This is a genomic window from Clostridioides difficile ATCC 9689 = DSM 1296 (assembly GCF_001077535.1).
In the GTDB taxonomy this organism is placed as follows: domain Bacteria; phylum Bacillota; class Clostridia; order Peptostreptococcales; family Peptostreptococcaceae; genus Clostridioides; species Clostridioides difficile.
Genome location: NZ_CP011968.1, coordinates 198,425 through 211,230, shown reverse-complemented (window position 1 = coordinate 211,230; position 12,806 = coordinate 198,425). Strand labels below are relative to the sequence as shown.

General features: G+C 29.7%; 11 protein-coding genes and 1 riboswitch. All 11 genes read right to left on the bottom strand.

All coding sequences use genetic code 11. From position 1 onward, the window contains the following. Positions 1–6: 6 nt before the first annotated feature. The 11 genes from hpdA to CDIF1296T_RS01275 all read right to left on the bottom strand — a co-directional run bounded on the left by hpdA (position 7) and on the right by CDIF1296T_RS01275 (position 12,742). The gene (hpdA, locus tag CDIF1296T_RS01325) at positions 7–957 is read right to left on the bottom strand and encodes a 4-hydroxyphenylacetate decarboxylase activase (RefSeq protein ID WP_009895227.1); all 951 of its coding nucleotides are present in this window, start codon (positions 955–957) and stop codon (positions 7–9) included. Further along, complete coding sequence (gene hpdC, locus CDIF1296T_RS01320; protein WP_003425410.1) at positions 950–1,207, bottom strand: 4-hydroxyphenylacetate decarboxylase small subunit; 258 nt, start codon at positions 1,205–1,207, stop codon at positions 950–952. The genes hpdA and hpdC overlap by 8 nt, the downstream gene beginning before the upstream one ends. A gap of 3 nt (positions 1,208–1,210) precedes the next feature. After that, positions 1,211–3,919 carry a 4-hydroxyphenylacetate decarboxylase large subunit gene (gene hpdB / locus CDIF1296T_RS01315; RefSeq protein ID WP_009895226.1) on the bottom strand — a complete coding sequence of 903 codons (2,709 nt, stop codon included), beginning with the start codon at positions 3,917–3,919 and terminating at the stop codon, positions 1,211–1,213. A gap of 296 nt (positions 3,920–4,215) precedes the next feature. Continuing rightward, a complete protein-coding gene (gene tsaD / locus CDIF1296T_RS01310; RefSeq protein WP_009895224.1) occupies positions 4,216–5,232 on the bottom strand; it encodes a tRNA (adenosine(37)-N6)-threonylcarbamoyltransferase complex transferase subunit TsaD in 1,017 nt (338 codons plus the stop codon). Positions 5,233–5,237: 5 nt separating this feature from the next. After that, on the bottom strand, positions 5,238–5,714 hold the full coding sequence (gene rimI / locus CDIF1296T_RS01305) for a ribosomal protein S18-alanine N-acetyltransferase (protein ID WP_003434429.1): 477 nt from the start codon (positions 5,712–5,714) through the stop codon (positions 5,238–5,240). Continuing rightward, entirely contained in the window at positions 5,704–6,420 is a 717-nt protein-coding gene (gene tsaB / locus CDIF1296T_RS01300; RefSeq protein ID WP_009895221.1) for a tRNA (adenosine(37)-N6)-threonylcarbamoyltransferase complex dimerization subunit type 1 TsaB, read from the bottom strand. Before tsaB ends, rimI begins: the two co-directional genes overlap by 11 nt. Then, entirely contained in the window at positions 6,420–6,872 is a 453-nt protein-coding gene (gene tsaE / locus CDIF1296T_RS01295; protein ID WP_003434423.1) for a tRNA (adenosine(37)-N6)-threonylcarbamoyltransferase complex ATPase subunit type 1 TsaE, read from the bottom strand. The genes tsaB and tsaE overlap by 1 nt, the downstream gene beginning before the upstream one ends. 138 nt (positions 6,873–7,010) lie before the next feature. Continuing rightward, positions 7,011–8,051 (bottom strand): DUF4116 domain-containing protein, encoded by a 1,041-nt coding sequence (locus CDIF1296T_RS01290; protein ID WP_009895219.1) that lies wholly within the window; start codon positions 8,049–8,051, stop codon positions 7,011–7,013. Between the two features lie 328 nt (positions 8,052–8,379). Next, positions 8,380–8,985: an ECF transporter S component gene (locus CDIF1296T_RS01285; protein ID WP_003420780.1), complete on the bottom strand. Its 606-nt coding sequence runs from the start codon at positions 8,983–8,985 to the stop codon at positions 8,380–8,382. A gap of 124 nt (positions 8,986–9,109) precedes the next feature. Further along, a riboswitch (FMN riboswitch) is annotated at positions 9,110–9,227 on the bottom strand. Positions 9,228–9,286: 59 nt separating this feature from the next. Next, a complete protein-coding gene (locus tag CDIF1296T_RS01280) occupies positions 9,287–10,453 on the bottom strand; it encodes an amidohydrolase (RefSeq protein ID WP_003425424.1) in 1,167 nt (388 codons plus the stop codon). 147 nt (positions 10,454–10,600) lie between these two features. Beyond that, the gene (locus CDIF1296T_RS01275; protein ID WP_009895217.1) at positions 10,601–12,742 is read right to left on the bottom strand and encodes a Tex family protein; all 2,142 of its coding nucleotides are present in this window, start codon (positions 12,740–12,742) and stop codon (positions 10,601–10,603) included. Positions 12,743–12,806 lie beyond the last annotated feature (64 nt).

Below are 12,806 nucleotides of genomic sequence, written 5' to 3'. Positions count from 1 at the left end.
TTAATTTTAGAAAGCTGTCTCATGACCAACATAACAAGCTATACCATTATCCAAAAATATATCTTGTAATTCTTCAAGATGACCTTCATCAACATCACCCTTATCAGAATACTCATATTCCTTGCCTAATTGAGTCCATTTTGATTCTCCTAATCTGTGAAATGGTAATAGATTAATTTCTACCAAATTATTTTTGTGCATAAAAGATATAATATCACTTATATTTTCATCACTATCATTAAACCCAGAGATAACTGGTACTCTAAGTACTAATCTTCCATTCCAATCAGAATTTGCAAGGTTTGATATATTTTCTAATATTAAATCATTATACACACCTGTTTGTTCTTTGTGTTTTTCTCTATCCATATGCTTTATATCAATAAATGCAAAATCAATATCGTTAAATATTTTATTAAAAACTTCATTTGATACACATGCACTCGTTTCAATGGCAGTGTGTACATTTACCTCATGACACTTTAATAATACTTCATGTAAAAATTCATGCTGAAGTAGTGGCTCACCTCCACTAAATGTTACTCCTCCATTACTTCTCCAATTGTTAGAATCACGTTTAATTACCTGCACAAGTTCATCTACAGTGTAAGGTTTTGCACATAATTTAAACGCATTATAATAACATGAGTTGACGCATTCAAAACTTTCACAGTCCTTACAGATGTTCCAATCTATAACTGGCTTATTATCAAGATTAAAGCTCAATGCACCATTTTTACACTTACCATGACATACAGTACATCCATTTTCATATTGACAAGATAATTCACTAAACATCATATGTGGTCTTACAGTCCAACTTTCTGGATTTGCACACCATTTACAACTCAGTGGACATCCATTTAAAAATACAGTTGTTCTACAACCTGGACCATCATGAACTGAAAAGCTTTGTACATCGAAAATCATGCCTTCTAATTGCTTTTGACTACTCATTAAACACATGTCCTTCACAAGTAATTGCATTCAATGTTGAATATACCCAATCTTCTTTCTCTAGGCCAACACATTTGCCTATACCTTCATCATTAGCTTCAACAAAATTTTTACAATTTTTACATTTTGGCATTACTTTTATCTCTGGACATGCTGCATCATCTAAATTAATCATTTGTTTTGATAATCTACAAATTCCTTTGGTTGCATCTACTGCACAAAAATTCATACAATCACTATGCTTTCTCATATTTTACACCCCTTCATACTCTGTTCTAGCAATTACTTCATCTTGTATTGGTTTACCTAATTCACACCAATATTGAGTAAACCCAGCAACACGTACCATTAATTGACGATAATTGTCAGGATTTTTTTGTGCATCTTTTAAGGTTTCTGAATCTACAACATTATATTGAATATGGAACCCACCTTTTCTTAAATAACTTCTTGTTAAATCTAATAATTTTTTAGTTCCTTGTTGTCCTTTTATAGTAGTTGGATGAAGTTTTAAATTCATCTGAGAATTTTGAACTACTGCTTGGTCCCAAATAGTTGCAGATTCAAATAATGCATATACTCCATTTTTATCTGTTCCTGCATATGCAGAGACTGAACCATCTGAATATGTTGTTCCACTTAGTCTACCATCTGGAGTAGCCAAGGTAGCAGCTCCCTGTGGCCCATGTGTAGAAACAGATATTTGGCAAGGGTACATCTTCTTAGCATATAAAGATTGTGCTTCTTCACATACTTTTGATAACCATACCTCATAGTTTTTAAGAATATTATCTGCATACAAATCATTATTTCCATATTTAGGTGCATCAAGACAGGCCTTATAAATAGCATCATATTTACCAGTCTTATCTACTTTTACTTGGTCTGCCATAGAATAATTTCCTACTTCTAATGCATCTTTAAATCCAAAATTATTTAATATGGCATCCTTAATTTCCTCTATTGTAAATGCTTTGTCATCATATACAAGTTTCTTAAGCGCTGCAAATGAATTGACCATAGTAACAGTACCACAAGTTTCTACGTTTAATGTTGCATTATAACGATATCCCATATTTCCTATATGTTGACCTTTGTCTAAACAGTCTGGCTTTAGTAGTGAATTTATTATAGAAGTATCAAATTTTCTCCATATATCTAACTCAATGTTATTTGCTCTTTCTAAAACATTTATTGCTTGTTTATAATAATCTTTAAATACTTCTATGACTTCTTCATAAGTATCTAATGGCTTATTATGAGGCTCAAATACTTGTATATTCATACGATAGTCTTTACCATTCATAAGAACAAGTTCTAAAATTTTTGGATTAGCTATAAAGTGAACTCCAGAGCCAGCAGATTGACCTGCTCCACCTGCAATAGAGTACGTTTTTCCGTTTAAAGTTAACTGTTTCCAACACCCTGGAGACGTTTCCAAACATCCACCTAATGCAAATGCTCTTGCTTCTTCAACAGTCATACCTTCATCAGCAAATTGTTTCATCATAAATGTTGTTCCATTTGAGTTGTTTACCCATGCTGGATAACCAGAACCAAGCTTTGTACATTCAGCAGCTTTCATTAAGAAATCTTCTGGAAGCTTTTCATCATATAGCATAGTTAAACTAGGTTGAGGAGTTCTACATCTCATACTTGCTTCTAATAATAACTCTTCTAGTTCATTAGCTCCTGTAGAACCATCTTCTTTTAATCCACCTATAGATAAAGTATTAAATGTATTACCTGATAGTACTCCTCCATTTACCCCCGCTGAAGCAAAACAGTCAATACAAGTGATTTTTATTCTATAAAGCTCTAATAATTCGATAACCTCTTCTTTTGTAATTAGTCCTTTTTCTATATCTTGTTCATACCAAGGATATAAAATTTGACCAAAACGTCCTATAGACATACCAGATATAGCATCCTCATTTACTGATGCTATATGAATTGTATAAGTCAACTGAAGAGCTTCCCTAAATGTACGAGGTTGTTTATGTGCAATATGTTCTAATATCTCCACTAAATCTGAGTATTCTTTTTTAGCTTCTAAATCTGTCTCTATACTTTCTAAATATTTTGCATGTTTTGCATAATTTAAAATCCAAGTTTGTAATCCTTCAATAACTTGAATAACAGCCTCATAAAAATATAGACGGTCCATACCAATAAGCCCATCTCCAGATGCATTTCCTGCAACTGCCTTTTTACATTCTTTTGCCATTTCTATAATTCCATCTAATCCATAATTTAAAGGATAAAAATAATTTATAACTTCTCTACCTTGAGGAAGTGTATACCCCGAATCAAACATGCATATAAGTGTACTCATTAGGTTTTCTTTTAAATCATAATCTGGCATCATTTTTTCATAGTGAAAACCTAAATCTTCAACAGACTTTCCAACCCATTCCTTTGCCATTTTTACAAGTACAGGTACTTCTTCTTTTCTCATTCCGAATTTACCAGCTATTGAAACGACATTTCCAAAACTTTCAGTAACATTTCCTCCACCAGACCCAAATTTTGTAAGTTCATCAGCTGTGTTACTGGCTAATTTCTTTGCCTCTTCTCTCATTTGTTCTCCTTGAGCAACAAAGAAACTTTCACTTACCCATGGCATTGGAAAAGAACCTCTATAATGGCGTGTCTTTTGCATTACTATTTTCTCACCAGGTATTATATTTGGTGTCATATGTGAAAAAGCAGCTTTAAGAGCTTTAGCTCTTCTAACTACTGGTATATCACCATCTGATTTTCTATATTCTCTATTATACCAATATGGAAATTCCATATCAGCAGTAGATAATGTATTATAATATACATCTAATAAGTCTTCTGCTCTTTTACTTGCTTTTTTTTCATTAAATTCACTTAAATTTTCTTTATTTTGAAAATTTGATTTAATATTTTTTGCTTCCAAAATACTTCTTATTTTGTCTTCTTTACTTTGACTCATTTCTTCCCCTCCTTAATCTTTCTATAATTAGTATAAAACTTTTTAAGAATGAAAAAAAAGGGTATATTACCCACTTTTTAAAATAATCTTTCTATAGAAAAAAATAAACTTGAAGCAAATCTAAGCCAAAGACAATCTGTATATCCTAAAATTTGTTGCAATTCATTGGAATATAAAGATTATAAATAGTTTTACTTCAAGTTTTAATATATACTATATTTATTTTTATTATATTTAATTTCACTTCTACTTACTTTTTTGAAACAATACTTTTATATTTACAAATTCATCTAACTCTACTGATTTATCTTTAAATTTGGAACTGCATTTAAACTCATATCATGCGTTTTCCCATTTATAAAATTATAATATCCTGCACACCCTATCATAGCTGCATTATCTGTGCATAAAATTAGAGGAGGATACTTAACAGTAATACCATTGTCTTTAGCAAGCTCTGTTATTTTAGCTCTAAGCCCCGAATTAGAAGCAACCCCACCAGAAAGAGTTATGATATTGTATCCTTTGTCTTTTACTGCTTTTAGTGCTTTAGTAGATAAAACCTCTACTACAGCCTCTTGGAAAGATGCTGCTACATCTTCAACTACTATTTCTTCATTTTTCATTCTTTTTCCATTTAGATAATTTAATACAGAAGATTTTAATCCACTAAAACTAAAATCATAGCTATCTTCTTCTAAATAGGCTCTTGGAAATTCTATAGCATGTTTATTTCCATTCTTGGCCAGATTATCAATAATAGGACCTCCTGGATAGCCTAAATTCATCGCTCTTGAAATCTTATCAAATGCTTCTCCAGATGCATCATCTCTTGTTTTTCCTAAAATTTCATACTTGCCATAATCTTTTACTTCAACCAAGTGAGTATGACCTCCAGATACTATTAATGTTATAAAAGGAGGTTTTAAATCCTTATGCTCTATATAGTTTGCACTTAGATGCCCTTCTATATGATTTACTCCTACAAGTGGAATATTCAAAGTATATGCAAGTGCTTTAGCATAAGATAGACCAACCAATAAAGCACCTACTAGCCCAGGTCCATATGTAACTGCGATATGGTCTATATCATTAAAACCTATATTTGCTTTGTCTAAAGCTTCTTGAACAACTATATCAATATTTTCCACATGTTTTCTTGAGGCCACTTCTGGAACTACACCACCAAATTTTTTATGTGTCTCGATTTGAGTAGAGATTATGTTTGAAAGTATTTCTCTACCATTTTTTAAAACTGATGCAGCTGTTTCGTCACAACTACTCTCTATAGCTAATGTTATTATATCACTCATAAACTCTACACCTCTTTTAATTGGTTCCACATTATAATTGCATCTTCTTTATTATCACTGTAGTATTCTTTTCTTATTCCACCCATTTTAAATCCATATTTTCTATATAAATTTTGTGCTATTTTATTTGATGCTCTAACTTCTAATGTCATAGATGCAATATTATTATCTTTACATAAATCAACTATGCCTTTTATCAACTTGTCCCCTATTTTTTTCCCTCTATAGTCACTATGAACAGCCACATTATTTATATGCCCTTCATCAAGTATAAGCCAAATTCCCACATATCCGACAATTTTTCCATTTAACTTAGCTACTATATACCTTGCTACTTCATTAGACAACTCTTTTCTAAAAGACTCTTTTGACCAATAATCTTCAAAACAATTTTTTTCTACTTCAAAAACTTCATCTATATCTTCTGTAGTCATTTCTTCTATTTTTATATCATCTACTATTAGTTTTGTATTATCTTCCATTATTTAGCCTCTTCATTTTTTCATCATATTGTACTTCAGCTTGAGATTTTCTGATATACATAGGATTTATCGTATAACAAGTATGTACATCTATATTTTTATTATATTTATTTAATGCTAAAGAGCATAAGCTTCCTGCGTTAGATACATTATTAGCTGGTGAAGGTATTTTTATATTTTTTATATTCTCTAACTTGTCTTTATATTTGTATACAGCTTCTCCAACTATTATAAATTCTTCATTAGTTGATACAATTTCATCTACTAAAGCATCAAAATCTACAACATCAACACCATCTAATTCTATCATCTCTCCATTTTCAAACTTGTATTTAGCTGAATAAACTTGATTTTTCTGCGCATCTAATATACAACATATCTTTCTATCACAGAAATTTATGTTATTTGCTAGAGATTCCAAAGAATTTACTGCTATTATTGGTATATTATTTACATGGGCCATAGCTTTTACTGTAGCCATACCTATTCTAAGTCCTGTAAACGAACCTGGACCTATACATACAGCTAATAAATCCATATCTTTTATACTTAAATCACTCATACTCAACATATTTTCTATCATTGGCATAAGCTTTTGTGAATGAGTTTTTTTGTTGTTTACTGTAAACTCACATATTAAGTTATCATCTTCAACAACTGCTACACTTGCTGCCATAGAAGACGTATCCATACCTAGTATTTTCATTATTTAATCAACTCCTCAACTATCTCTTTATAAAACTCTCCTTTTGGAGTTAATATCATTTCTCTTCCTTCATCTTTATATCTCAATTCTATATTCAAATATTCTTTTGGAAGTATATCTTCTATTAGATTAGCCCATTCTATTATACAGATTCCATTTGAATTTACATATTCATCATAACCAATATCATACATTTCGTCACTACTACCTATTCTATAAACATCAAAATGATACAAAGGTATTTTTCCTTCATATTCATTTATTATAGTAAAAGTAGGACTTGTTATATAATCTTCTATCCCTAATGAATCTGCCAAACTTTGTGTCATTGTAGTTTTACCAGCTCCTAAATCTCCTACTAAACAGATAACACTGCCTTCTTTTAAAAGTTTACCTAATTTATATCCTATTTCTCTAGTTTTATTTTCATTTTCTAAATATATTTTTGCCATCAATTCATCTCCATTTTGATATAATCGTCATGTGAATTTATATCACTGCTTAATTAATTATAGTATAAGCCTAGATTATTATAAAGTACTTGTCTTTATCTTTTTTTATCTTTCACTATTGATGGCTGTATCTACACCTTATATACAATCATCAATAGCAATTTTTACATACTCTTTTGCTTTATGGTTTTGCTTCAATGCTTCTTTACATATTCTCTCAGATTGCTCTTTTACATACTTAAGAGACTTATAGTTCTCTTTTACTGCTTCAATACACATTTTTTCTGTTTGATTTTTTATATACATAAGCATTTTTCCATTTTGTCTTACAATCTCTATACATATATCTTCTGTATACTTATCTATGTAACTTAGTACATCTTTAATATTATATTTTTTATTTAAATATCTTATAGCATTTATACATATTTCTTCTGTCTTATTGTTGACAAATTGTATACTTCTTCCATCTTGTTTGACAGCTTCTATACATATTTTATCAGTTTGTTTATTTACATATTGTAATGCCATACCATTTTGTCTTACGGATTCTATACACATTTTTTCCGTTTGATTTTTTACATATTTTAATGCTTTATAATTTTGCTTAATGGCCTCTATACATAATTCTTCACTCTGTTCTCTAACGTATGCAAGACACCTGCCATCTTTTTTAATTGCTTCTAAACATATCCTTCTTGTTTGAGTCTCTAAAGCCTTTAGTATACTTACAACATCTATATTGGAAGAATGACTTATTGCTTTTATAATAAGCCCTTCTGTTTTATTTCGTACATACTTAAGTGCATTACAATCTTTTTTTATAGCTTCAAGACACAAGTATTCTGTTTGTTCTTTTACATATTCAAGTGCTTTATAATTATACTTTATTGCTTCTAAACATAATTCTTCGGTTTGATTTTTTACATACTCTAATGCCTTGTAATTCTGCCTTATTGCTAAAATACACATACCATCAGTTTGATTTTCTATATTTTTTAATTCACGATAATCGTATTTTACCCTTTCCATATTTTCAATATATTCATTAGTGATATACTTTAAAGAATCTCCTAATTTTGTATCATAAATACCAATATGAATATCTTTCCAATTACTATTAAAATAATACCCTTTATCATCTAAAAATAATTTTTTTATTTTTTTAGATAAATGCATGAATATACACCCCTATCATTATTAAATTAGTTATTATTAAAAGTTTGATTATTAATCTTTATAGTTTTTTAATAATAACTTTATTTTTTGTTTATTATAAATTCGCTCTGTATATTGTAGATACCTTTTTCATATTTTAATAGTTAATCGTTTTAATTCTTCCTTTATTTTAAAATTTAAATTTGTCTAAATATTTCTTATTTTATATACATTTTTTGATAAATTAATAAAGCCATAATATATTTAATATATCAATCACAATATAGGACTGAAGTTATAAATAAATTATGGCTATTCAATACATTTAATTTTATATTTTCTTGTCTAATTATTTCTTTATTATATTTCCCATTTTTTTATAAAGTGGCAATGTTACTAAAGATATTATAACAGCCTTCAGCACATTAAATGGAGCTATCATCCAAATTACAAAAGTGAATAAATCATGAACTTGAGGATTTATAGCTGAACCTAAACCTATTATAGCATCTAGTCCCATAAGTTGACCATAAAGTGGCAACATTACAAAATAATTTACTAATGAACCAATTATAGTCATAGATATTGTTCCTAATACAAAACCAATCAGTACACCTTTTAAATCTCCACTTCTCTTATATGAATAACAAAGTATCATTACATAAGAACCACCAATTAATATATTCGCAAATTCTCCTATTCCTCCAGTTGTTGTTGCTGTTATTGCTTGTAACACATTTTTTACTACAACTATTCCAAATCCAACTAATGGTCCTAGAGACATTCCTCCGAATATTGCTGGAATATCTGATAAGTCAATTTTTAAGAAATCTGGAAATATACCTGGTATTGGTGCTTGAATAAACATTAATAAATAAGATATTGCAGATAAAATTGACATTACTACTAAAGTTCTTGTTGAAATCATATTGCCTCTTTTTGCTGTGTTTTGCATAATTATTTTCCCCCTAATCAATATGTTTATATTTTTTAGGAAAAACAAAAAACTCGAAGACCCTATCTTCGAGTTTTTATGGATATAGTTTAAACAAACTAAAATAAACTTATTTATCTTCCATAAATATCTTCTCTCATCCAGACTTTACTGTCGGCTTTGGAATCTCACCAAATCAACCACTTAAGTAGTTCGCGGGCTATACCGCCGGTAGGGAATTTCACCCTGCCCCGAAGATCTTCTTTGATTTTTTAATTTTCCTTACACTCTTATATTAGTTAATTTTTTAATAATTGTCAAGTTATTTTTTCTCATACACTACTTTGCCATTTATTATAGTGTAAAGTACATTACTTTGAATCTCTAGTGGAGAATTATCCCAAATTACTAGGTCTGCATCTTTACCAACTTCTATAGAGCCTACTCTATCTTCTATTCCTAAAGTCTTAGCTGGATTTATCGTAATTGATTCTATTGCTTTTTCTTCTTTCATACCATGTTTTACTGCAATACCTGCACATATTGGAAGATATTGAACTGGTATTACTGGATGGTCTGTCATTATACATACATCAAGACCTGCATTTGAAAGTATTCCTGCTGTATTAAATGTCAAATTTCTAAGCTCAAATTTAGACCTTTCTGACAAAGATGGCCCTACTATTACAGGAAACCCTTCTTCCACTAATTCATCTACAATAAGATGACCTTCTGTACAATGGTCTAATGTAAGCTTTAAATTAAATTCTTTTGCAATTCTTATTGCTGTAAACATATCATCTGCTCTATGAGCATGTGCCTTAAAAGGAATTTCTCTTCTTAAAACTGGTATTAAACTTTCCATTTTTATATCATATTCAGGTTTTTCACAGTCTTCATCATCATGACTCTCATACATATCAATATCCTCTAAATATTCTTCTGCTTTTTTTAGGTTTTCTCTAAGTAAAGCAGCTATAGCCATTCTAGTTTGAGGAGATTTATCATCCTGACCATAACAGCTCTTTGGATTTTCTCCAAAAGCAATTTTAGATGCAACTGGATTTTTTATTACCATTTTATCAATTCTTTTTCCACATGTCTTTATAGCTATACATTGACCACCCATAACATTTGCACTTCCAGGGGTTGTACAAACAGAAGTTATTCCACCTTCAAAAGCTTCTTTAAAAGTTCTATCCATTGGATTAATTCCATCTATAGGATTTAATTGTGGTGTTATTGGGTCAGTCTCTTCATTTCCATCTGCTCCTTCAAACCCTATACCATCTTCCCATAAACCTAAGTGAGTATGAGCATCTATAAATCCAGGAAACACAAGTTTATTACTAGCATCTATTACCTCTACATCTAAAGGAGCTATCAAATCTTCTCCAATTTCTATTATTTTTCCTTCATCTATAAGTATATCTCCATGAATTATCCCATTTGTTATGGTATTTATTTTACCATTTTTTATAAAAATCATTCATTTTCCTCCTGATTTTCAAGACTATCGTTCTTATTTTAATATATTTTCTTACTATATACTTTTACAAATTTTTAACATTTATACACTCGAGTAATCTTATTTACAAATATAGAATCTAAGTATTATAACCATACATAAACTTATCTATTTTTTCATTGATAAGGCAACTCTTTTTTTGTTTAAGTCAATTCCAATGACTTTTACATCTACTATATCACCTACTGTAACAATACTCATAGGGTCTTTCACAAAACTATTACTCATTTCTGATTTATGAACTAATCCGTCATTTTTTATTCCAATATCTACAAATGCACCAAAGTCTACAACATTTCTTATTGTACCTTTTAAAGTCATACCCTCTTGTATATCTTCAATTTTTAAGACATCAGTTCTAAGTATAGGTTTTATACCTTCTTCTCTTGGGTCTCTTCCTGGTTTTTTGATTTCAGCTATGATATCTTTTAATGTAACTTGTCCTACTTCCAGTTTTTCACTTAATTCCCTCAAGCCAATTTCTTTTATTTTTTCATCTATTTCACCTATATTCTTATTCTTTACATCATCTAAAGAATATCCAATTATCTCAATCATTTTTTTACATATATCATAACTTTCAGGATGCACACCTGTATTATCTAGTGGATTTTTACCCTCTAAGATTCTCATAAATCCAGCACATTGAGTAAATGCTTGAGGTCCTAGTCTTTTTACTTTTTTCAATTGTGCTCTTGACGTAAAATCTCCATTTTCTTCTCTATATGCTATTATATTTTTTGCTATAGCTTTACTTATTCCTGCAACATGTTCTAGTAGGGAGTATGATGCAGTATTTAAATCTACTCCAACACTATTTACAGAATCTTCAACAACTCCATCTAGTACTTCTTCTAATCTCTTTTTGTTTAAATCATGCTGATATTGACCAACACCAATACTTTTAGGGTCTATTTTTACAAGCTCTGCTAATGGGTCTTGTAATCTTCTAGCTATAGATATAGCTCCTCTTATTGATACATTTATATCTGGATGTTCCTCATTTGCAAGTTCAGATGCTGAATAAACAGATGCTCCTGCTTCACTAACTATCACATACTGCACTTCGCTATCTATTTCTTTTATCATTTCTGATACAAAAGTTTCTGATTCTCTAGATGCAGTACCATTTCCAATTGAAATTATATCTATATCGTATTTTTCAATCAATCCTTTTAAAACTTTCTTTGCTCCCTCTACATCATTTTGAGGGTCTGTTGGATATACTGTTGTATAATCTAGTAGTTTACCATTTTTATCTACTACAGCTATTTTACATCCAGTTCTAAATGCAGGGTCAAATCCCATAACTACTTTGTCTTTAACTGGTGGTTGAAGCAATAAACTTTTAACATTCTTTCCAAATACACTTATAGCTCTTTCTTGAGCTATTTCTGTTAAATGATTTCTTATTTCTCTTTCTATTGATGGGAAAATTAATCTTTTATAAGAATCTTCTATTGAACTTACGATTTCTTCTTTATTTTTGAAATTTTTATCATTTACATATTCGTTTATTATGTAATTTAAAACTTTATCATTATTTATTTCCAACTTAACCTTTAGGAAGCTTTCTTTTTCTCCTCTGTTTATTGCCAAAACTCTATGTGGAGCCATACTTTTTACTGCTTCGCTATAATCATAATACATATCATAAACCGATTTCTCATCAGTAGCACTTTTGCTAACTATCATACCTTCTCTTAAAGCTAATTCTCTTATATACTTTCTAATCTTAGCATCATCTGAGACTAGTTCTGCAATTATATCTCTAGCACCTTTTAGAGCATCTTCAATAGAAAGAACTTCTTTCTCTTCATCAAGATAATTCTTTGCCTCTATTTCTATATTATCTAAATTATTCTCTAGTATTGACAATGCTAAATTTTCTAATCCTTTTTCTTTTGCTATTGTTGCTCTCGTTCTTTTCTTTTGTTTGTATGGAGCATATATATCTTCTACTTCTTGTAATGTTTTTGCTTTTTCTATATTTTGTGTTATTTCATCTGTTAATTTCCCTTGTTCATCTATTAGTCTAACTACATCATCTTTTCTACTTTGAAGATTTCTCAAATACATTAATTTTTCATAAAATTCTCTTAGTGTAACATCACTCATTTCGCCAGTCATTTCTTTTCTATATCTAGCTATAAATGGTATTGTATTTCCTTCATCAATAAGTTTTAATGTATTATTTATTTGTTCATCTCTAAGATTAAACTCTTTTTTTAAGATTTGATTTATATCCAATTTATTCACTCCTAATGTTAGTTTTTCATAAGTATAACAAAACAGAACGAAGGCTGAGGGTTAT

Bases quoted from the DNA above. Each gene is read 5' to 3' on its own strand.
- hpdB (WP_009895226.1), bottom strand. From the start codon at position 3,919: ATGAGTCAAAGTAAAGAAGACAAAATAAGAAGTATTTTGGAAGCAAAA.
- CDIF1296T_RS01285 (WP_003420780.1), bottom strand. From the start codon at position 8,985: ATGCAAAACACAGCAAAAAGAGGCAATATGATTTCAACAAGAACTTTA.
- CDIF1296T_RS01290 (WP_009895219.1), bottom strand. From the start codon at position 8,051: ATGCATTTATCTAAAAAAATAAAAAAATTATTTTTAGATGATAAAGGG.
- tsaB (WP_009895221.1), bottom strand. From the start codon at position 6,420: ATGAAAATACTAGGTATGGATACGTCTTCTATGGCAGCAAGTGTAGCA.
- tsaD (WP_009895224.1), bottom strand. From the start codon at position 5,232: ATGAGTGATATAATAACATTAGCTATAGAGAGTAGTTGTGACGAAACA.
- CDIF1296T_RS01280 (WP_003425424.1), bottom strand. From the start codon at position 10,453: ATGATTTTTATAAAAAATGGTAAAATAAATACCATAACAAATGGGATA.
- tsaE (WP_003434423.1), bottom strand. From the start codon at position 6,872: ATGGCAAAAATATATTTAGAAAATGAAAATAAAACTAGAGAAATAGGA.
- rimI (WP_003434429.1), bottom strand. From the start codon at position 5,714: ATGGAAGATAATACAAAACTAATAGTAGATGATATAAAAATAGAAGAA.
- hpdA (WP_009895227.1), bottom strand. From the start codon at position 957: ATGAGTAGTCAAAAGCAATTAGAAGGCATGATTTTCGATGTACAAAGC.
- hpdC (WP_003425410.1), bottom strand. From the start codon at position 1,207: ATGAGAAAGCATAGTGATTGTATGAATTTTTGTGCAGTAGATGCAACC.